This is a genomic window from Ornithinimicrobium avium (assembly GCF_003351765.1).
In the GTDB taxonomy this organism is placed as follows: domain Bacteria; phylum Actinomycetota; class Actinomycetes; order Actinomycetales; family Dermatophilaceae; genus Ornithinicoccus; species Ornithinicoccus avius.
Genome location: NZ_CP031229.1, coordinates 3192670 through 3213295 on the forward strand (window position 1 = coordinate 3192670; position 20626 = coordinate 3213295).

The 20626-nt window shown below is 74.2% G+C and carries 19 protein-coding genes and 1 pseudogene; 6 read left to right on the plus strand and 14 right to left on the minus strand.

Annotated elements, in window-relative coordinates:
• Positions 1-78: 78 nt before the first annotated feature.
• The 11 genes and pseudogenes from DV701_RS14585 to DV701_RS14630 all read right to left on the minus strand — a co-directional run bounded on the left by DV701_RS14585 (position 79) and on the right by DV701_RS14630 (position 8028).
• Positions 79-636, minus strand: coding sequence for a hypothetical protein (locus DV701_RS14585; protein WP_114929294.1), 558 nt, complete (start codon positions 634-636; stop codon positions 79-81).
• A gap of 24 nt (positions 637-660) precedes the next feature.
• Positions 661-861: a hypothetical protein gene (locus DV701_RS14590; RefSeq protein ID WP_114929296.1), complete on the minus strand. Its 201-nt coding sequence runs from the start codon at positions 859-861 to the stop codon at positions 661-663.
• Positions 849-1388, minus strand: a complete 540-nt coding sequence (locus DV701_RS14595) for a hypothetical protein (RefSeq protein WP_114929298.1) — start codon at positions 1386-1388, stop codon at positions 849-851. Before DV701_RS14595 ends, DV701_RS14590 begins: the two co-directional genes overlap by 13 nt.
• Positions 1385-1951 (minus strand): thioredoxin domain-containing protein, encoded by a 567-nt coding sequence (locus DV701_RS14600; protein WP_162803069.1) that lies wholly within the window; start codon positions 1949-1951, stop codon positions 1385-1387. Before DV701_RS14600 ends, DV701_RS14595 begins: the two co-directional genes overlap by 4 nt.
• The gene (locus DV701_RS14605) at positions 1948-2523 is read right to left on the minus strand and encodes a MauE/DoxX family redox-associated membrane protein (RefSeq protein ID WP_114929301.1); all 576 of its coding nucleotides are present in this window, start codon (positions 2521-2523) and stop codon (positions 1948-1950) included. Before DV701_RS14605 ends, DV701_RS14600 begins: the two co-directional genes overlap by 4 nt.
• On the minus strand, positions 2520-3203 hold the full coding sequence (locus DV701_RS14610; RefSeq protein ID WP_114929302.1) for a hypothetical protein: 684 nt from the start codon (positions 3201-3203) through the stop codon (positions 2520-2522). The genes DV701_RS14605 and DV701_RS14610 overlap by 4 nt, the downstream gene beginning before the upstream one ends.
• 15 nt (positions 3204-3218) lie before the next feature.
• Positions 3219-4796 (minus strand): cell wall-binding repeat-containing protein, encoded by a 1578-nt coding sequence (locus tag DV701_RS14615; RefSeq protein WP_114929303.1) that lies wholly within the window; start codon positions 4794-4796, stop codon positions 3219-3221.
• 131 nt (positions 4797-4927) lie between these two features.
• Positions 4928-6169: an alpha-amylase family glycosyl hydrolase gene (locus DV701_RS14620; RefSeq protein ID WP_114929304.1), complete on the minus strand. Its 1242-nt coding sequence runs from the start codon at positions 6167-6169 to the stop codon at positions 4928-4930.
• A 34-nt stretch (positions 6170-6203) separates the two neighbouring features.
• On the minus strand, positions 6204-6638 hold the full coding sequence (ligD, locus tag DV701_RS18890) for a non-homologous end-joining DNA ligase LigD (protein ID WP_228255053.1): 435 nt from the start codon (positions 6636-6638) through the stop codon (positions 6204-6206).
• Positions 6639-6724: 86 nt separating this feature from the next.
• Positions 6725-7051 (minus strand): annotated as a pseudogene (ligD, locus tag DV701_RS19265) (non-homologous end-joining DNA ligase LigD); the annotation flags it as partial.
• Positions 7048-8028 carry an ATP-dependent DNA ligase gene (locus DV701_RS14630; RefSeq protein WP_114929305.1) on the minus strand — a complete coding sequence of 327 codons (981 nt, stop codon included), beginning with the start codon at positions 8026-8028 and terminating at the stop codon, positions 7048-7050. The pseudogene ligD (DV701_RS19265) and the gene DV701_RS14630, both read right to left, overlap by 4 nt.
• A gap of 17 nt (positions 8029-8045) precedes the next feature.
• On the opposite strand from DV701_RS14630, the gene ku reads away from it, so the two are divergent.
• Positions 8046-9017: a non-homologous end joining protein Ku gene (gene ku / locus DV701_RS14635; protein WP_114929306.1), complete on the plus strand. Its 972-nt coding sequence runs from the start codon at positions 8046-8048 to the stop codon at positions 9015-9017.
• Between the two features lie 5 nt (positions 9018-9022).
• On the opposite strand, the gene DV701_RS14640 is transcribed toward ku, so the two are convergent.
• A complete protein-coding gene (locus DV701_RS14640; RefSeq protein ID WP_114929307.1) occupies positions 9023-9667 on the minus strand; it encodes a hypothetical protein in 645 nt (214 codons plus the stop codon).
• A 206-nt stretch (positions 9668-9873) separates the two neighbouring features.
• Here DV701_RS14640 and DV701_RS14645 point away from each other — a divergent pair, with 206 nt between their 5' ends.
• The 3 genes from DV701_RS14645 to hrpB all read left to right on the plus strand — a co-directional run bounded on the left by DV701_RS14645 (position 9874) and on the right by hrpB (position 16161).
• The gene (locus DV701_RS14645; protein WP_114929308.1) at positions 9874-12426 is read left to right on the plus strand and encodes an ATP-dependent Clp protease ATP-binding subunit; all 2553 of its coding nucleotides are present in this window, start codon (positions 9874-9876) and stop codon (positions 12424-12426) included.
• A gap of 92 nt (positions 12427-12518) precedes the next feature.
• Entirely contained in the window at positions 12519-13571 is a 1053-nt protein-coding gene (locus tag DV701_RS14650) for a lipid II:glycine glycyltransferase FemX (RefSeq protein ID WP_114929309.1), read from the plus strand.
• 4 nt (positions 13572-13575) lie between these two features.
• A complete protein-coding gene (gene hrpB, locus DV701_RS14655) occupies positions 13576-16161 on the plus strand; it encodes an ATP-dependent helicase HrpB (protein ID WP_114929310.1) in 2586 nt (861 codons plus the stop codon).
• 15 nt (positions 16162-16176) lie between these two features.
• On the opposite strand, the gene DV701_RS14660 is transcribed toward hrpB, so the two are convergent.
• Both DV701_RS14660 and DV701_RS14665 read right to left on the minus strand, forming a co-directional pair.
• On the minus strand, positions 16177-17034 hold the full coding sequence (locus tag DV701_RS14660; protein ID WP_114929311.1) for a zinc metalloprotease: 858 nt from the start codon (positions 17032-17034) through the stop codon (positions 16177-16179).
• A 109-nt stretch (positions 17035-17143) separates the two neighbouring features.
• Positions 17144-18187, minus strand: coding sequence for a lipid II:glycine glycyltransferase FemX (locus tag DV701_RS14665; protein WP_114929312.1), 1044 nt, complete (start codon positions 18185-18187; stop codon positions 17144-17146).
• 61 nt (positions 18188-18248) lie between these two features.
• On the opposite strand from DV701_RS14665, the gene DV701_RS14670 reads away from it, so the two are divergent.
• Both DV701_RS14670 and DV701_RS14675 read left to right on the plus strand, forming a co-directional pair.
• A complete protein-coding gene (locus DV701_RS14670) occupies positions 18249-19454 on the plus strand; it encodes a DegT/DnrJ/EryC1/StrS family aminotransferase (RefSeq protein WP_162803070.1) in 1206 nt (401 codons plus the stop codon).
• 19 nt (positions 19455-19473) lie between these two features.
• Positions 19474-20613 carry a lipid II:glycine glycyltransferase FemX gene (locus tag DV701_RS14675; protein ID WP_114929314.1) on the plus strand — a complete coding sequence of 380 codons (1140 nt, stop codon included), beginning with the start codon at positions 19474-19476 and terminating at the stop codon, positions 20611-20613.
• Positions 20614-20626: the final 13 nt, after the last annotated feature.

Below are 20626 nucleotides of genomic sequence, written 5' to 3' on the forward strand. Positions count from 1 at the left end.
GCCGGTTCCCTGGGGGACCGGCCCGCCCTGCGTCCGTCGCCAGCTCGACGGCGGGTCGGCGCTCAGCCCGCGTCCGGGTCAGGGCAGCAGGAGCAGTGCCGCCCACGCCACCAGGGCGGCCGTGACCAGCGTCCCGGCGCGCTCGAGGGTGCGGGTGTGCGCCGCCAGGAACTGCTGCCAGCCGGCTCGGCCGAGCAGCACGCGCTGCAGGACCGCCAGCGAGCGCGAGGCGCCGAAGACGGCCCCGAGCAGCAGCGCCGTGCCGAAGGCCGGGGCGAGGAGAAGCACCAGGAGCGCCGCGAGGTAGGGCGCGGCCGACGGGAGGAGGGTACGCAAGCCGCAGCCGTACTCGACCCCGAACCGGAACCCGCCCCGGGCCAGGCCACGGGCGAAGACCTCCTGCGGGATGAGGGTCGTGCGCTGGGGCAGCCGGAGCAGGGGCTGGCGCAGGTCGGTGACCGCGAGCGCCAGCACCAGGGCGCCGAGCAGGGCCGCGCGCCACGCGACCGGGATCGGGGAGAGCAGCCCGCAGAGCACTCCGAGCAGGCTCCCGGTGATGGCGCCGCCGAGCGCGCACCCGAGGAAGAAGGCGAACCACAGCCGCAGCTGCACCCCTCGGCCCCGGACCGGGGCCATCAGCGCCCACGCGCTGTTGAGTCCTCAGGTCGACCCGGACAGCGCCAGCCCGGCGGCGACGACACCCAGCAGCGCCGGCACCTGCCAGGGGGGCGTGACGGCACCGACGGCCTGGAGCGCAGCGAGCACGGCCCCGGCTGCCGCCACCAGGGCGAGCAGCGGCAACGGGTCGGCCGCCCAGCGCCGCACCCGGGAGACCGTGACCGACGGGCTCAGACCACCCATGGGCAGATCGACTTGAAGCACGCTCCGTCCGCGCTGCAGGTCCAGCCGTCGGAGCAGCGGTAGGTGTTGCCGTCGCTGAACTTCCAGTGCCAGGAGTCGTAGGTCCCGGCCCAGCAGTCGTCGGGACGGTGCAGGTAGTAGCCGGCCGCGCCCGGCGCGCTCTTGTGCCAGCCGACCCGGTTGCCCGCGCCGTTGCGGTACTTCCAGCAGCAGGACAGGGTCAGGCACATCTGCGAGACGCCGCACTGGATGCCGGTCTCGGTGTGGTCCCGCGCGTAGTCGGCGCACGGGCCGGTCGACGTGCCGGTCCAGTCCTGCCAGTAGGCGGCGGCCTGGGCTCGGTCGGCGGCCCGGTTGACCAGGGCCAGCGAGCCCAGGCCCACCGCCGTGCCGGCGCCGAGCGCCCAGCCGACGAAGGCGCGCCGGGTGGTGGGGCGGGGCCGCAGCCGCTTGCGCAGGTGGCCGGGGTCCGACACCGGCAGGTCGGCGAAGCTCACCGGTGCGGGGGTGGGGATGTCGTCCGTCATCGGTGCTCCTTCGTCGCTGTCCGTCCCGGGGTCCGGCGGACCCAGGCGGCCAGATCGGTGTCGGGGCCGGGCAGCGTGGCCGCGACGATGGTGCCCCCGCCGTCGACCTCCATCAGGTAGGGCGTGGCCGGCACGTGCAGCTGCTCCATCAGGGGACGGCCCTGCTCGACGCAGCGGCCGGTCCCGGGCAGGTCCGCCGCCGCCGCCTCGCACGAGCCGGACGAGACGGCCACGAGGTGCACCGTGCCGTCCTGAAGCTCGGGGACGTCGGCCAGGCCGCGGAGCGTGAGGACGCAGGAGGGGCAGCCGGGCGAGACGAACGCCACCACGGTCCGGCCCGCCCCCGGGGCGACCAGGCCGGCGAGGTCGCCGTGCGTCGGGAGCCGGAAGCCGAGGAGGTCGCGGGTGCTGCGCGGCGCCGCGCCCGTCGCGGTGGCGTCCCCGGGCCGCCCGGCCTGGCTGCGGCTGAGCACCGTCACCTGGCGCAGCAGCCCCGCCAGCCCGAGCGCGAGCAGCACCAGGGCGACCCAGGCCAGCAGGACGGCGGACTCCATGAAGCTCAACGGGGACCTCCGAGGTCGACGGTGCGGACGTGCAGCGTCGCAGCCGGCACGGCGCGGGCGGCCGGCAGCAGCGCGGTCGCCACGGCGAGGACCAGGGCGGCGGCCAGCGCGACGATGAGCTCCTCGTGAGGAGCGGTGCCCGGTGACCAGCCGCCCGCGGTCGCCCCGCCGAGGGCCGCCATGGCTCCCAGGAACGCGGCGCGCAGGACGGTGGACGGGCCGACCGGAGCCTCGCCCAGGCCGCACGCGCACGGGACCGGCCGGCCGGCCGTCGACCTGAGGACCGCCGTGAGGTAGAGGGCGAGGACCGCGAAGAGCGCGGCGGACGGCAGACCGGCCCAGAGGGCGAGCGCGGGCCGGGGACCGGTGACCGCGGCCAGGATCGCGGCCACGCCCAGCACCGTCTCGACCGGCCCGAGCAGGAGGGAGACGGCGCGGCGGGCGACCTGCGGCACGACGCCCTGCGCGTCCAGCCCGTGGCGCAGGGCGGCCGGCGAGCGTAGGTGCCCGGCCGCGGAGGCCAGCAGCACGAGGCCCACCGCGCCGAGGAGCGCCGGGGACAGGATGCTCATCCCAGCTCCGCCGTCACGGTGCTCAGCGTCGTGGCCGCCGCGTCGACGTGCTCCTCGTCGGCCGGGATGCCGTAGACCAGGAAGGCCGGGGTCTCCAGCACGGCGTAGTGGACCCGTTCGTCGTCGGCCGACCGGCTCAGCCGGCCGCCCCGGACGTCCAGGCCGGGGCCGGAGGGCCGGGTGAGCCCGTTGCGGGTCCGCCGGACGTCGAGCAGGATCCGGGCACCGCCGACCACCCGGACGACCTGGGCGACGTCGTGGGTGCGGTGCTCCGACCAGCCGACGGGGGCGGCCGGTGTGAGCACCGGGCCGGCGGGGCCGGTCGCGACCTCGACGTGGGAGAGGAAGGAGGTCAGCCCCTCCAGGTCCATGCCGGGCACCGTCGTGCCGTAGATCTCGTGATCGCCGGTGCGGAGGGCGAAGACCAGGCCTCGGGCCGGGTCGTCGCCGTGGCGTCCGTGGCGCAGGGTCGCGCCGTGGCGCAGCTGGACCTCGCCGGTGAGCCGGGTGCCGCTGACCGACAGGTAGTGCTCCAGGTGGCCCGGGCCACCGGTGGTGATCTCCAGCTCCAGGCCGTCGCGCGCGAGCACGCCGATCGCCGCCGGGGCGGGCATCGTCTCCGCGTCGGGCACGTCGAGGACGAGCACGTCCCCGTTGAGCAGGGTGCGGGTGGTGCGCATAGCTCCTCCTCCTGGTCAGCCGACGTGCTGGCCGAGCTGGTCGAGGACGGTGGACTGGACGGCTGTGTAGCCGCCGAGGACCACTCCGGAGCCGGCGTCGAGACGGTCCAGGGCCGAGCCGACGTCGGCGGGCAGCCTGCTGGCCCGGGTCAGCAGGACCGGGGCGGCTTCCTTGCCGGCCAGCGCCGAGCCGGACAGTGCGTCCGGGAAGGCGGCGCCGGTGGCGAGGAAGACGCGCTCGGGGGCGCGCGGGAAGGTGTCGGCGACCAGCGCGGAGGTCTCGTGGCGGTCCGATCCCGCGAGCCGGGTGACGGTGCCGGTGGTGTGCGCCCGGAGCTGGTCCACCACCGCCTCAGGGACGGCTGCCGGTCCGCCCAGGACGACGATGTCCGCGGGGGCGAGCCGGTCGAGGGCCTCCTGGGTCTGCGGCAGCAGCTCGACGGGCGAGGTCAGCAGCAGCGGGGAGCCCTGCCGCCCGGCGGCGGCCCCGCCGGACAGTCCGTCCGGGAAGCTCCTGCCGCTGGCGACCCACACGGTCCCGACCCCAGCGGGGTAGGAGCCGGTCACGGCGGCCGACGTGGCGTAGCGGTCCGCGCCGGCCAGGCGGACGACGCTCTCCTCGCTGCCGTCGGTGTAGGCCCGCGCGGCCTCGAGCACCGCGTCCCCGACGGCGGTGGCCCCGCCGAGCACGACGATCCTGGTCGGGGAGAGCCGGGTGAGCTGGGCCGCGACCGGCGCCGGGATGGCGTCGGTCCGCACGAGCAGGACCGGCGCCCCGTCCCGGGCTGCGAGGGCCCCGCCGCTGAGCGCGTCGGCGAAGCCGTGGCCGCTGGCGAGGTAGACGACGTCCTGGCCGGGGCGGTACTGCGCCGCGACGGCGGCGGAGGTGGCGTAGCGGTCGGAGCCCTCGATCCGGCTGACGGCCGCCGCCCGGCAGGTGTAGAGCTGGACGTTGTCGACCTCCCACCACTGGGTCGTGCCTGCGCGCGAACGGTGCTGGAACCAGGTGCCCAGCCGGCCGTCCTCGTCCCGGGTCGCGGCGGTGACGTCGAAGACCCGGCCCTGCCAGCGGGTGCCGTTCGCGGCCACCCGGGTGGACACGGAGTTGACGTCGGCGCGCGAGTAGCCCGAGGCCGGCACGGTGCCGCGCGAGGCGAACGCCAGCATCGTCTGGGCGCCCACCGGGGCCTGCACCCACGGGGCGAAGAACCAGTCCTCGGTGTCCGAGCCGCTCACCACGGACCGCGCAGCCCGGCCGTCGAGGGACCGGCTGACGACCGACCAGCCGTTGGCGAAGTCCGCCTGCGGGATCCCACGGCTGAAGTGCTCGTCGAGCAGCGTCGCGCGGCGGGTGCGGCCCTCCGGGCACGGGGCCTGGTCGGCCAGGGCCTCGGTCCAGCGGACCGGCTGGGAGGTGGCGGCCGGTTCCATCTCGGTCTCGGTCGTGCCGGACGCGGTCGCGCCGGTGGCGGCAGGCTCGGCCGCGGCCCGCGGCGCGGTGCCCTGCGGCCCGACCGTCAGCGCGGCGAGGGCGGCCGCAGCCGTGACCGCCGTGAGCGTCCCTGCCCGCGCCCGGGAGACGCGTCGTCCCATGGTCATCCTCGAACCCCGTCCCCTAGTCGTCATCGAACCCCGGCGTCCATGGAGGGCACCGTCACACCCTCATGACGATAGCGGACCTCCCTGACGTGCGTCGGCCCTCGGGACGTCCGTGAAGGAGGCGTTCAGCCCCACGACCAGATCGCCTGTCCCGCCCCGTCGCGCACCCGGGCGCGGTGACCCCCGCCGCGCAGGTCGAGCTCGACCTCCAGCACCTCCTCGGGCGTCCCCGTCGCCCGGTAGACGTAGTGATCGTTGGAGAGGGTGACCGCCTCGGTGCGGGCCCGGACCAGCCACGGATGACGGCGCCGCAGCCCGACCAGCTCCACGTGCGCGCGGCTGACCGGCTCGCCCCAGGACGCCAGCTCCCCCGGGGTGCCCGGGAAGGAGGGCCGCACAGCGTCGTCGCCGCCCTCGCGCTCCTCCTTGACGCCCTCGAACCCCTGATCGTCGCCGTAGTAGACCGACGGGACCCCGCCGACGGTCATGAGCATCGTGAGCGCCAGGACGGCGCCGTCCTTGCCGACCCGCGAGGCGATCCGGGTGACGTCGTGGTTGCCGACGAAGGTCTGCGGCACGAAGGTGTCGAGCAGCGCCGCGTGCCGGCCCAGCGCGTGGTCCAGCTCGTAGAGGTTGCCGTCCACCAGCGAGGACCAGGTGGCCTTCCACAGCTCGTACTGGGTGACCGTGTCCACCCCGGAGTCCCGCACGAAGCCGGCGTAGTCGCCGTGGATGACCTCGCCCACCACCCAGGCGTCCGGGTGGGCGGCGCGGACCTGGTCGAGGACAGGACGCCAGACCTGTGCCCCCTGCGCGTAGGCGGCGTCCAGCCGCCAGCCGTCCGCCCCGCGGTCCAGCCAGTGCGTCATCACCTCGGCGACCCGGGAGGCGACGACCGGCTGGGCCAGGTCGAGCTCGACCAGCCCGGGGTGCCCCTCGAACCAGCGGGGGTAGCCGTCCACCCAGCGGATCCAGCGCCCCTCGTCGGTGCCGGGCCCCGCGGCGACCGCCCGCCGCACCAGCGGGTGGTCGGCGGACAGGTGGTTGAAGACGCCGTCCAGCACCAGGCGGACGCCGCGCTCGCGGCAGGCCGCCGCCAGCGCGGCGAGATCGTCCTGCGTGCCGAGCCGGGGGTCCACCCGTTCGTGGTCGAGCGTGTCGTAGCCGTGGCTGACCGAGGCGAAGACCGGCCCGAGCAGCAGCCCGTTGAGTCCGAGCCCCACCGCGTAGTCGAGCCAGTCGACCAGCTGGCGCAGCCTCGGGTACGGGGTGCCGCCCGCGTCGGGCGTCTGCCCTGCGCGCTGCGGGGCCCCGGTGAAGCCCAGCGGGTAGACGTGCCAGAAGATCGCGTGCTCGGCCCAGGTCATCGCCCGATTGTCCCAGGTGATGCGGCCGGGCGGGTCAGACCTCCTCGATCGTCCTCTGGGTCAGCTCCACCTCGCCGGCCGCGGCCGCCTCCACCTCCTGCCAGGTGCGGGGCAGGGCGACCTGCGGGCGGGCGCGGCCGCGCAGCGACCAGGGGCAGATCGTGGTCTTGGCGGCGTTGTTCTGGCTCCAGTCGAGGAAGATCCTGCCGGGCCTTCGGGTCTTGGTCATCTTCGCCGTGACGAGGTCGGGGTGCTCCTGCTCGAGGTGCTCGGCCAGGGCCTTGGCCACTGCGCTGACCTCGTCGGAGGAGCGGGTGCCCTCGAGGTCGGCGTAGAGCTGCATGCCCTTGCTGCCGCTGGTGACCGGACGCGTGGCCAGCCCCACCGACTCCAGCCGCTCCCGCACCAGGAGCGCGACCCGGGCGCACTCGTGCAGGCCCGCGCCGGGCCCCGGGTCGAGGTCGACCACGAGCCGGTCGGGGGCAGCGGCCCTCCGTCCTCGCCCACCCGCCACTGGGGCACGTGCAGCTCCAGGCTGCCGAGGTTGACCAGGTAGACGAGCGCCGCGAGGTCGGTGACGAGCGGGAAGGTGAGCGTGTCCCGGCCCCGTGAGGAGCCCGGCGTGGCGATGGTCACCCGGGGCAGCCAGTCGGGGGCGCCGGAGGGCAGGTTCTTCTCGAAGAAGTGCGCCGCCTCCACGCCCTCGGGCCAGCGGATCCTCGTCACCGGCCGCTGCCGCAGCTCGGGCAGGATCTGCTCGGCGTGCGTGACGTAGTGGGACAGGACCTCCCCCTTGGTGGTCCGTGTCGCGGGATAGAGCACCTTGTCCAGGTTGCTCACCCGCAGGGTGCGCCCGGCCACGCTCACGGACTGGCTGCTCATGTCTGCTCCAGGAGGTCCTCGGGGGTCAGGTCGGTGCGCACACCCTGGTAGGACGGCTGCCGCAGCCGCCCGTCGGAGGTCACCTCGAGCGTGGCGACGTCGATGACGACCTGCGGCTCGAGCCAGGTCGAGCCGGCCGCCTCGGGCCTCGGGATGTCCGCGGTGAAGGGGTACGGCGCCGTCGGCGCCCCGACCAGGAGGGCCTGCAGCTGCTCCCCGGCGCGACCGGCCAGGCCGGCGCCGACCCTTCCGCGGTAGTCCAGCCGCAGTGCCCCGGTGTCGTCGCGCAGGGGTCGACCGGCTCCGTCGTCGACCGGGACGCCCACGTGGACCGCGCCGAGCCGGCCGACCGTGCCGGTCTGCGGACGCCAGCCGCCGATCACGACGCTGACCCTGCCGCGGTGGGGGAACTTCAGCCAGTCCGTGCTGCGCACGCCCGCTCGGTATGGCGACGCGCGCCGCTTGCTGACCACCCCCTCGAGGCGCTGGTCGGCGGTCGCGGCCAGCAGCTGGCGGCCGTCGTCGAAGACGGGGGAGGGCTGCACCCCCGGGACGCCCTCGAGGAGGTCCTCCAGCGCGGCCCGCCGCGCCGACCACGGCAGGCCGGTGAGGTCCATGCCGTCCAGGCGCAGCAGGTCGAAGACCATGTAGGTCACCGGGCGCGTGCGGGCCAGACGCGACGCGGCGACGGCAGAGGCGGTGTGCACGCGGTCGACGACGTGGCTGAAGGACGGGCGCCCGGCCACCATCGCGACCGCCTCCCCGTCGAGCAGCACGTCGTCGCAGACCTGCGCCAGGCCGTGCAGCTCCGGCAGCGCCACCGCGATGTCCCGGCCGGAGCGGGTGAGCAGCCGCAGGCGGCTGTCGGCCGCGTCCGCGAGCAGCCGGATGCCGTCCCACTTGATCTCGTGCACCCAGGCCGGTCCGGCGGGCGGGCCGGTGCGCAGGTCGCCAGGAGTGGCCAGCATGGGTCGCATTGGTCCATCCTTGACCAATGCGAGCGATCTGGAAGGGTGCGGTCTCCTTCGGGCTGGTCAACGTGCCCGTGCGCCTCTACTCGGCCACGGAGAACCACGACATCAGCCTGCACCAGGTGCGCGCCAGCGACGGCAGCCGGATCCGCTACAAGCGGGTGGCCCAGGCCGACGGTGAGGAGGTCCCCTACAAGGAGATCGCCAAGGCCTACGAGACCGAGGACGGGCGGACGGTGGTCCTCACCGACGAGGACCTGGCCTCCCTGCCCAACCGGTCGAGCAAGGAGATCGAGGTCGAGAGGTTCGTCCCGGCGGCCCAGATCGACCCGATCCTCTACGACAAGGCCTACTTCATCGAGCCGGACGCCATGGGGGCCAAGGCCTACGGACTGCTGAGGGAGGCGCTGCGCGAGTCCGACCGGGTCGCGGTCGTCACGGTCTCGGTGCGCACGCGGATGACGATGGCGGTGCTGCGGGTGATGGACGACGCGATCCTGCTGCAGACCCTGCTGTGGCCCGACGAGGTGCGCGACGCCGCCCGGCTCGACAACCTCGACCAGGTCAGCGAGCCGAAGAAGGCCGAGAAGCAGATGGCCCAGATGCTCGTGGAATCGATGGCCGGCGACTTCGAGCCCGAGGGCCACGTCGACGACTTCAAGGAGGCTCTCGACGCCCTCGTCGCCAGGAAGATCGAGGGCGGCGACGTCACCGAGGCGCCCGAGGCCGAGGAGGAGGCCGAGTCCGGGGAGGTCGTCGACCTGCTCGCCGCCCTGCAGCGCTCGGTCGACCGGGCCAAGAAGGGTCGCGGGGCGAAGGCCGACGACGAGTCCGGCGACGACCCAGCCTCGGAGCGCCCGAGTAAGCCGGCCGCCAAGAAGGCCGCGCCGAAGGAGTCCGCTGCGAAGAAGACCGCTGCGAAGAAGACCGCTGCGAAGAAGACCGAGGCGAAGAGGGCGACGGCCAGCAAGACCACGGCCAAGAAGGCCGGCTGAGCGGCTCAGGGCGCGGTGGTCTGCGCCGCATCCTCCTCGACGGCCAGCTTGGGGCTGCAGCCGACGCTCTGGTCCAGCGCCTTGGCCGTCTCGGTGACCGCCCGCTCGAGATGCTCGGTGGCCCCGGCGCCGGTCTGCCCGAAGGACTCGGCGACCAGCGCGTAGGGGATCTTGTCGCCGGCGTCGTCGGACTGCGGGTCCTTGCACATCGTCAGGCCGGTGACCAGGCCCGGGGAGACGAAGGAGACGCCGAGGTGGTCGGGGCCGGGCTCCACGCCCTCCGCGCCCTCGGCCCGGGCCCGTGCGTCGGCCCACGCGCCCTCTCCCAGGTGGATCGACAGCTCGATGACCGGCTCCTGCTCGCCCTTGCCACCGACGAGCACGTCGCAGACCCAGCTGTCCTCGGTGTCCTCGGTGACCAGCATGCGGGTCGTCTGCGGGGCCGAGCCGTTGGCGAGCTCGACGGCGGTCGGGCTGACGTAGTTGCACATCCAGCCCTGGTTGCCGGCGGTGCCCTCGAGCCCGTCGTCACTGGTCACGGCCGCCTCGTCGGAGGTGGGTGCAGGCTCCGGCCCGCCGGAGGTGCAGGCTCCCAGGACGAGGGCGAGACCGGCGGCGGTGGTGGCGACGGTGAGGGTGCGGGTGTGCATGGGCGCCGATGGTAGGGGGTGGGGCTGGGGATCTCCTAGGCGGAGCCGTTATGCCAGGGGCGAACACGGCACACCCGTGGAACACAGGCGACGCTCGGCGACGTTGAGGCAGGCAGACGCAACGTAGAGTGGATGCACGCCCGCGCGCACGTGGGCACCCAGGTGCAGCTCGAACGACCCGCGTGCCACGAAGTCAAGGAGTGACGATGTTCGAAAGGTTCACCGACCGCGCCAGGCGGGTGGTGGTGCTCGCGCAGGAAGAGGCGCGGCTGCTCAACCACAACTACATCGGGACCGAGCACCTGCTGCTCGGCCTGATCCACGAGGGCGAGGGCGTGGCGGCCAAGGCCCTGGAGTCCCTGGACATCTCGCTGGACGCGGTGCGCCAGCAGGTCCAGGAGATCATCGGCCAGGGCCAGCAGAGCCCGACCGGACACATCCCCTTCACCCCCCGGGCCAAGAAGGTCCTCGAGCTGTCCCTGCGCGAGGGCCTGCAGCTGGGGCACAACTACATCGGCACCGAGCACCTGCTGCTCGGTCTCATCCGTGAGGGCGAGGGCGTGGCCGCCCAGGTGCTGGTCAAGCTCGGCGCCGACCTCAACCGGGTCCGCCAGCAGGTCATCCAGCTGCTCTCCGGCTACCAGGGCAAGGAGACCGCCAGCGCGGGCGTGGGCCCCAGCGGCGGCCCCGAGGGCCAGCAGGCCGGATCGCTGGTCCTGGACCAGTTCGGCCGCAACCTGACGCAGGCCGCACGCGAGGGCAAGCTCGACCCGGTCATCGGCAGGCAGGCCGAGATCGAGCGGGTCATGCAGATCCTCTCCCGGCGCACCAAGAACAACCCGGTGCTGATCGGGGAGCCCGGCGTCGGCAAGACCGCCGTCGTGGAGGGCCTGGCCCAGGACATCGTCCGCGGCGAGGTGCCCGAGACGCTGAAGGAGAAGCAGCTCTACACCCTGGACCTCGGCGCGCTCGTCGCCGGCAGCCGCTACCGCGGCGACTTCGAGGAGCGGCTGAAGAAGGTCCTCAAGGAGATCCGCACCCGCGGCGACATCATCCTGTTCATCGACGAGATCCACACCCTCGTCGGTGCCGGTGCCGCCGAGGGCGCCATCGACGCGGCGAGCATCCTCAAGCCGATGCTGGCCCGCGGCGAGCTGCAGACGATCGGCGCGACCACGCTGGACGAGTACCGCAAGCACATCGAGAAGGACGCCGCGCTGGAGCGTCGTTTCCAGCCGATCCAGGTCCAGGAGCCCACCCTGGCCCACGCGATCGAGATCCTCAAGGGGCTGCGCGACCGCTACGAGGCGCACCACCGCGTCTCGATCACCGACGCGGCCCTGGTGGCGGCGGCCACCATGGCCGACCGCTACATCAACGACCGCTTCCTGCCGGACAAGGCGATCGACCTGATCGACGAGGCGGGCGCGCGGCTGCGCATCCGCCGGATGACCGCGCCGCCGGACCTGCGCGAGTTCGACGAGAAGATCTCGCACACCAAGCGCGAGAAGGAGTCCGCGATCGACGCGCAGGACTTCGAGAAGGCGGCCCGGCTGCGCGACGAGGAGCACAAGCTCACCCAGGCGCGCACCGAGCGGGAGAAGGAGTGGAAGAACGGCGACCTGGACGTCGTCGCCGAGGTCGACGAGGAGCTGATCGCCGAGGTCCTCGCCGCGGCCACCGGCATCCCGGTCTTCAAGCTGACCGAGGAGGAGTCCAGCCGGCTGCTCAACATGGAGGACGAGCTGCACAAGCGGATCATCGGGATGGACGACGCCATCGGCGCGCTGTCCCAGGCCATCCGCCGCACCCGCGCCGGCCTGAAGGACCCCCGCCGTCCGGGCGGCTCGTTCATCTTCGCCGGCCCGACCGGCGTCGGCAAGACCGAGCTGGCCAAGGCCCTGGCGGAGTTCCTCTTCGGCGACGAGGACTCGCTCATCACCCTGGACATGTCCGAGTACTCCGAGAAGCACACCGTCTCCCGGATGTTCGGCTCGCCCCCCGGCTACGTCGGCTACGAGGAGGGCGGCCAGCTGACCGAGAAGGTCCGCCGCCGGCCGTTCTCCGTGGTGCTCTTCGACGAGATCGAGAAGGCCCACCCGGACATCTTCAACAGCCTGCTGCAGATCCTGGAGGACGGTCGCCTGACCGACGCCCAGGGCCGGGTCGTGGACTTCAAGAACACCGTCATCATCATGACGACCAACCTGGGCACGCGGGACATCTCCAAGGGTGTCACGCTCGGCTTCTCGGCAGGCCCGGACAGCCGCAGCGACTACGAGCGGATGAAGCACAAGGTGGAGGACGAGCTCAAGCAGCACTTCCGCCCCGAGTTCCTCAACCGGGTGGACGAGACCGTCGTCTTCCCGCAGCTCACGCAGGACGAGATCGTCCAGATCGTGGACCTGATGGTCGCCCGGCTCGACGAGCGGCTCAAGGACAAGGACATGGCCATCGAGCTCACGCCCGCGGCCAAGGCGCTGCTCGCCAAGAAGGGCTACGACCCCGTCCTGGGCGCGCGGCCGCTGCGCCGCGCGATCCAGCGCGAGATCGAGGACCAGCTCTCCGAGAAGATCCTCTTCGGCAATCTGGGTGCCGGTGAGATCGTCCTGGTCGACGTCGAGGGCGAGGGTCGCCAGGCGGCCTTCACCTTCGCGGGGCAGCCCAAGCCCGCCGAGGTCCCGGACACGCTGCCGGTCGCCGAGGCCGGCGTGGGCGGTCCGGGCACGACCGAGACCGGGGAGCAGCCGACCGGCTGAGGTCCCCGCACCCGCGCACCAGCGCACGACGGTCCCCGAGGGGGCGCCCGCCACGTCCGGCGGGCGCCCCCTCGGCGGTTAGGGTGGCCGGTATGACGTTGCGCGACGCCACCCCCGACGAGCGGTCCCGCTGGGACGACCTGGTGTGGGGCAACCCCGGCGGTCCTGAGCTCTACCAGCTGGACTCCTACGCCGGTCTGAAGGCGCCGGAGTGGCGTGCCCGGCACCTCGTGCACGAGCACGAGGGCCGCCCGCCGGTCCACGCGCTCTACCTCTACCGCAGGGTGCCGCCGTTCGGGGAGCTCTGGTACTGCCCGATGGGCCCGCGGGTCGCCGACGCCGACCACGCCCGTGCCTGCTTCGAGGACCTGCGCCCCGCCGGGATCGGCCGACCGTTCGCGGTCGTCCTCGAGCCCTCGGTGACCGCCGAGGGACCGCAGGACCGCGAGAACCTGATCGCCTCGGTGCCGGGGATGCGCGACCACCCAGACCTCCAGCTGGGGCAGCACACGGTGCTGGTCGACCTGCGGCCGGACGAGGAGGAGATCCTGGCCGGCTTCCGGCAACGGGCCCGGCGCTACATCCGCAAGAGCTCCGAGGCGGTCGTCGAGCACCGCACCGACGAGGATGCCTTCGAGGTGATGTGGCGTCTCTACGACGAGACGCTCGAGCGCGCCGGGGTGCAGGAGCGCCGGCCGCGGGCCTACCACGAGGGGCTCTGGCGGACCTACATCGAGGCCGGGCTGGGACACTTCGTGCTCGCCAGGCCGCGCGAGGACGGCGACCACGAGGCTGGCGCGTTCATCATCTACCGCGACGGGCTCGGCTACTACAAGGACGGCGGCTCGCTGCGGACCCGGGACAGCAACGGGCTGCAGTACAAGGTGCAGTGGGAGGCCATGCGCTGGTGCAAGGAGCACGGCGCGACCACCTACGACATGTACGGCGCCCCGCCGAGCTGGGACGCCGACGACGAGTCTCACCCGATGCACCCGCTCGTGCAGTTCAAGACCGCCTTCGGCCCGATCGTCGACCAGGTCGGGACCATGCAGCTGGTGCTGCGGCCGCGGACGTTCCGGGCCTGGGACCGGGTCGGGATGCCGGTCTACCGCCGGCTGACCGCGAAGTCCGGCCCCTTCTACTAGGCCCGTGGCCCCCTTCGACCTGGCCGTGATCGGCCGGGGGCTGCCGTTCGCCGAGGCGCTGCCGCAGCTGCGCCAGGCGCTGGAGGCACGCGGCGTCGCCGTCGTGCGCGCCCAGCCCGGGGCCGGCAAGACCACGCTCGCCCCGCCCGCGGCCGCCGACCTCCTGGCGGGGCGCCGGGGCCCGCGCCGGGTCGTGGTCACCGGTCCGCGCAGGGTCGTCGTGCGGGCGGCGGCACGCCGGCTGGCGTCGCTGACCGGCACCTCGGTCGGCGACCTGGTGGGCAGCACGGTGCGCGGGGAGCGGCGGGTGGGCCACGGCACGGTCGTGGAGTTCGTCACCGCCGGCGTCCTGGTCCGGCGGCTGCTCGACGACCCGGAGCTGCCTGGGGTCGGGGCCGTGGTCCTCGACGAGGTGCACGAGCGGGGCCTGGACACCGACCTGCTGGTCGGCATGCTCGGCGAGGCCCGCGCGCTGCGGCCGGACCTGCTGCTCGTCGCGATGTCCGCGACCCTCGACGTGCCGGCGCTCGCGGCGGTGCTCGGCGGCGAGGACGGGCCCGCCCCGGTGGTCGACCACGCCTCGCAGCAGCATCCCCTCGAGGTGGTCTGGGCGCCCGCGCCCGGCTCGCGCACCGACGCACGTGGCGTCGCGGACGACTTCCTCGCCCACGTCGCACGGACGGTGGCCGGGCAGCACGCCCGCGCGCTGGCGGCCGACCCCGCCGTCGACGCGCTGGTCTTCGTGCCGGGCGTGCGGGAGGTGGACCGGGTCGTGGAGCAGGTGGCGCGGCTGGCGCCCGGCACGGAGGTCCTGCCGCTCCACGGGCGGCTCGACGCGCGGGCCCAGGAGCGGGCCGTGTCCGGACGGTGTCCCGGGGACCCGCCCCGTGTCGTGGTGTCGACGGCGCTGGCCGAGTCCTCGCTGACCGTCCCGGGGGTCCGGCTCGTCGTGGACGCGGGACTCTCCCGCGAGCCGCGGCGCGACCTGCGCCGGGACATGTCCGGGCTGGTCACCGTGCAGGCCTCGCGCGCCGCGATGACCCAGCGCGCCGGGCGCGCCGCCCGCCTCGGCCCCGGCACCGTCGTCCGCTGCCTCGACGAGGCGACGTTCGTCCACGCCCCGGAGCACACCACCCCGGAGATCGCCTCCACCGACCTCACCGGCGCGCTGCTCACGCTCGCCGCCTGGGGCTCGCCCCGCGGGGACGGTATGGCGCTGCTCACTGCGCCCGCTCCGGCCGCCACGCGCGCGGCCGAGGAGGTGCTGCGCGGGCTGGCGCTCGTCGACCACGACGGCCGCATCACCGGCCTGGGGCTGCGGGTCGTCCGGGTGCCGGCGGACCCCCGCGAGGCCAGGGCGCTGCTCGCCGGCGCGCCGCTCGTCGGAGCCCGGGCCGCCGCAGAGGTGGTCGCCGCCCTGGCCGACGACCACCGGGCGCAGGACGGGGACCTGGGCGGCCTCCTGCGCGCCCTGCGGTCGGGCCGCCCGCCCGGTGCCGCCCGGTGGCGCGCTGAGGTCCGGCGGCTCGAGCGGCTCGTCGGTGACCCACGCGGGCTGGACGGCGGCGGCGGGACCGCGGACCGGGGGGCGGGCGCCGTGCCGCCGGAGGACGTCGCCGGGCTCGTGACCGCGCTGGCCCACCCGTCCCGCGTCGCGCGGCGCGACGGGGACACGTGGCTGCTGGCGTCCGGCACGCGGGCGGCCCTCCCGCCGGGGAGCCCGCTGCACCCGCACCGGTGGATCGCGGTCGCCGACGTCGCCCTGGTCGAGGGACGCGTGGCCGCAGGGACCGGCGCGGTCGTGCGGCTGGCTGCGGGCCTGGGGGAGGGGGTCGTGGAGCTGGCCACCGGCTCCCTGCGCTCCCGCGAGGTGCGGGCCTCCTTCGTCGACGGGCGGGTGGTCGCGCGGCAGGTCGACGCGGTCGGCGCGATCGAGCTCGCCTCCACGCCGGTCCGGCCCTCTCCCGAGGCGGGGGCCGGGGCGGTCGCCGAGGCACTCGCTCGCGACGGGCTGGACATCCTGGGCTGGTCGACCCCGGCGGAGATGCTGCGACGTCGCCTGGCGCTCCTGCACCGCGTCCTCGGCGCCCCCTGGCCCGACGTGTCCGACGAGGCGCTCGCGGACCGCGCCCAGGAGTGGCTCGGACCGGAGCTGAGGCGGCTGGCGGGCGGGACACCGGTGGACCGCGTGGACCTGACCGACCCGCTGCGCCGGCTGCTGCCGTGGCCGCAGGCCGCGCGCCTCGACGATCTCGTGCCCGAACGGCTCGAGGTGCCCAGCGGGTCCCGGATCACGGTGGACTACCCGCCGCACGACGACCCCGACGCGCGGCCCGTCGTGGCCGTCAAGCTGCAGGAGTGCTTCGGCCTGAGGGACACGCCGCGGCTGGTGGACGGCCGGGTGCCCACCCTGTTCCACCTGCTCAGTCCGGCCCGGCGCCCGCTCGCCGTGACCGACGACCTGGCGTCCTTCTGGGTCGGCCCGTACGCGCAGGTCAGGGCGGAGATGCGTGGCCGCTACCCCAAGCACCCGTGGCCCGAGGACCCGTGGTCGGTTCCCGCGACCGCAAGGACCAACCGGCGGCGCTGACGGACGGCCCGTTGCTCAGCCGATCCTCAACCCGGGCACCAGCACGACGAGGTTGACCAGCACCACCACGACGAGCAGCACCAGACCCAGAACCGGCACGCGTGGCAGGGCCATCGGTTCGCTGCCCGCCGCCCCGGGATCGCGCCGCTGCACAGCCGTGGTGAACGGCATGGCCATCGGGGCGAAGACGCCCAGGGCGAAGGCCCCCATGAGCACGGCGACGACGACGCCCGGGCCCATCTCCGGTCCGAGCGCGTCGCCGACGAGCACGAGGTTGAGCGCATTCAGGGCCAGCACGACCACGGTGCCCACGATCCACGGGTAGAAGGTGAAGGCCCGCAGGCTGCCCAGGTCTCCGGCCGTGTGCCGGACCGCGGGCCCCGCGAACCAGCGCGCCGTCCCGACGGTGCCCAGCACGGCCACCGCCAGGGCGCCCCAGGACACGAGGGCCGGCACGTCGAGGAGGTCGGCCGCCGTCCCGGTGTCGCCGACCCCGAACGGGGTGAGCATGAGATAGCCGATGCCCTCCATCGTCGACATGCCCGCGAACCACAGCCACAGCAGGTGCGCCTGCCCGGGCCCGCGCCGGAACGGCTGGAAGGTCATCGCCAGCAGACCGGTGACCAGGCTGAACACCGGCCCGGCCAGCAGCATCACCACGTCCCGCCCGTCGTCCGGCTCGGGGGAGTGCACCACCCCGAAGGGGAAGAGCTCGTTGCTGAAGCCGAGCGCCACGCCGGCGGCCACGTGGGCCAGCTCGTGGAGCAGCACCACCACCAGGTGCGCGGCCACGAGGGCCACCGAGGCGTGGACCACGAGGTTGCGCACCCCCGTCCCGGTGGTCGTGGTCAGGTCGTCCGCGTCCGTGGTCATGCGCTGCCCCTTCGTCCCCCGGGCGCCGGATGACGCCGTCCACACGACTACATCGTGCTCGCGGGCCGATGTCCGCCGACACGCCGACGGTCACCAGAAGTCGGGAGGCCTACCAGAAGGCGTCGCCGGGCTCCCGGCGCTGCAGCCGGGTGACCACGCGCTGGCCGATCCGCTGCCACACCGCATACCTGCGGGGGCGCAGCACGAGGTCCCAGGCGCCGACCCAGTCGAGGACGTCCTTGGAGAAGCCGCGCTTGAAGACGCCCAGGCCGTAGCGCATGTCGCTCTTGTCGTCGACCCGGGTGGAGTGAGGGGTGCCGACGAGGTCGTAGGTGCGCGCCCCGCGCTCGATCGCCCAGCGCATGCCCTCGTACTGGACGAGCTGGCTCACCCCCGGCACCGGCCGCTCCCGCGTGCTCGCGCCCTCCTTGTAGGCCGCCACGTCGCCGATCACGGTGACCAGCGCCCACGCGACCATCCGTCCCTCGACCCGGGCGACGACCGGCTGGGCCAGCCCGCCCCGCACCATCGTGCGCCACGACTCCACGAAGTAGTCCTTGCCGCGCACCCCCAGCTCCTGGTCGCGGACGACGCCCTCCCACAGGTCCCACATCTGCTCGTAGGTCTGGTCGGTATGCGGTGCCCGCTCCACCTCGACCCCCTCGCGGATCGCGCGGCGCACCATGTTGCGGGTCTTGGACGGGTAGGACGCGAGCAGGTCCTCCTCCGAGGCCGGGAGCTCGAAGACCACCGTCGAGGAGTGCGGCTGCACGGGGTCGGTGCGCACCAGGCCCATTCCCGCGAGCGCAGCGACCGAGTCCTCGCTCTCCCGGATCTCCGGCTCGATCCGCACGAACAGCACGCCCTCGCGCGCGGCCGCCTGCCGCAGGTCCGCCACGACCGGCCGAAGGGCTTCCACGTCGTCGACGCAGGGGCCCTTGGGCAGGTACCAGACGGTGCCGAATCCGGGAGCCTTCTTGGCGTGGACCGTCATCGCGACGTCGCCCGACACGGCATACCTCGGCTCCCAGCGGGCCATCCGCTTGACCTGGCCCAGCGCGTGGCTCTGGTAGACGTTGCCCCCGTCGGGGTTCGCGGCGATCCGGGCGTCCCACTCCCGCGGGTCGGGGGAGGTCACGAAGGTCAGCGGCATGGCGATCACCTTACGGCCCGTGGGCGCGCCGACCGGGCCGGGCGCACCTACACTCGGTGCCGTGAGCGCTCCCACCAGCGACGACGGCCGCGACGGTGCCCGTCACGACGGCGACCCTGCCGCGCTGCGCCGTGCGCTGGCCGGGCTGTCGGGCACCGACCCGGCCGACTGGCACCTGGTGGGCAAGGTCCAGCACGCGCTCCTCGTCGTGCTGCGGGCGGTCGCGCGGCAGTCGGGTCCCGGGGAGGCCGTCGTCCAGCCCTTCGCCCCGGTGAGCGCGCTCGCGCCGGTCGTGTCGGCGGGGCTGCGGCCGAGCTGGGCCGACGTCGACCGGGACACCCTGTCGATGGATCCCGCCACCGTGCCCCGCGCGCTCACACCCACCACCCGCGCCCTCGTCGCGCGGCACACCTTCGGCCCGGCCGCGCCGCTGGCCCGGCTGCGCGGCTTCCTGCCGCAGGACGTGCTGCTCGTCGAGGACTCCTCACACTGCCTGGGACACCTGGCCCGCGGCGAGGACGGGGAGCCGGTCGCCGACGTGTCGGTGCACGACCTCGGGCACGCGCTGACCCTGCCGACGCGGTCGGGTGCCGCCGTGTGGGTCGACCCCGCCCTGCGCGGCGGGCCGTGGCACCGGGTGCTCTCGGCGGCCCTCGCCACGCTCCCCCCGGCCGGTCGCAGGAAGGCGGTGGCCGGCGCGGTCGGCGCACCCGTGCTGCGGGCCGCCCGTCGCCTGGGGGCAGCGGGCAGCCGTGCCCTCACCCTCGCCGCCTCGACCGGGCTCCTGGACCTGGCCCTCCTGCCCTCGGAGCGCGCGGGTCGCGTCGCCGGCGAGCCGACCCTGCTCCCGACCGCCGTGCTGGAGGAGACGCTGCACCACCTACCCAGGACCGAGGAGTGGACGGCGCACCGCCGCAGCACCGCGGCGGTCTATCGCGACGGGCTCGCCGGACTGACCGGCATCACGGTCCCGCGGCTGCTCGAGGACCCGAAGCTGGCCCTGGTGCGCTACCCGGTCCTGCTCGACGGACCCGACCGGGCGGGGGCGGTGGTGGCGGCGCTGCGCAGTGAGGGGGTGCCTGCCGACCGGTGGTACAGCCCCACCCTGTTCCCCGGTCCCACCGACCCGGCGGCCTTCAGCTACGACCCGTCGGGCAGCCCGGTCGCCGAGGACGTCTCCCGGCGTGTGGTCACCCTGCAGACGGCGCCGTTCGTCACCGCCGGGGCCGCCGCCCGGGCGGTGCAGGTGGTCCGGTCCCACCTGTGAGCCAGGTACCGTTACGGGCGTGCCCGTCCTCGACCTGACCGACCCCGACGCCGTCACGCGCTACGACGACTTCGTGCGCTCGCACCCGCTGCGGTCGCTCACCCAGGACCTGCGCTGGGGGCTCGTCAAGGACGACTGGGGGCAGGAGGCTGTCTACCTCGAGGAGGGCGGCGCGGTCGTCGCCGCGATGACCCTCCTCGTGCGACGTCTGCCGGGCGGGTTCTCGGTGCTCTACGCCCCCCGCGGACCGCTGGTCGACTGGGACGACCCGGATATGGTGCACCGCCTCCTCGCGGAGGCCGCGCCGCTGGTGCGCAAGCACCGGGCGGTGATGACCAAGCTCGACCCCGAGGTGCCGTTCACCCCCGAGCTGGACGCCTGGTTGCGCGCCCAGGAGGGCTGGGTGGTCAAGAACGTCGGGGCCGGCAAGGACGACCTGGTCCAGCCGCGCTACTGCATGATCGTGCGGCTGCAGGACGAGGACGGCCAGGAGCTCAGCGAGGAGGAGCTGCTGGCGAAGTACGACGGCAAGGCGCGCAACCGCGTCCGCACCGGACGCAGGAAGGGCGTGGTCGTCGTCCCCGCCGACACCGAGGAGGGGCTGCGCACGTTCCACGAGATCTACTCCTTCATGGCCCGGCGCAACGAGATCACCACCCGCGGGCTGCCCTACTTCCACCGGATGCGCGAGGCCTTCGGGGACCGGATGCGGGTCGCCCACGCGCGGCACGAGGACGACGTGCTCGCCGCCTCGGTGACGGTCGACTACCACGGCAAGCTCTACTACCTCTACGCCGGCTCCAACGACCTCAAGCGCAACCTCGCGCCCAACCAGGTGATGAACCACGAGCTCATGGTCTGGGGGCTTTCGCGCGGCGCCGAGAGCTACGACATGGGTGGTGTCTTCGCGCTCGACCCGCAGGACGGGCTCTACCTGTTCAAGCGGGCGTTCTGCAAGGGCGACGGGGGTGCCACCGAGTTCGTCGGCGAGGTCGACGTGGTGCACAACAAGACCCTGTATGCCGTGCTCCACCGCCTGGTGCCCGCCGTCCAGCGGGGGCGCAGGGAGCTCGGCGGCCTCGCCTCGCGCCTGCGCCGGCAGCGCGCCGCTGCTCGCGAGGCAGCCCGTGCCCAGAAGGTCGCGTCCCCCGACGCCTGACGGACGAAGGACC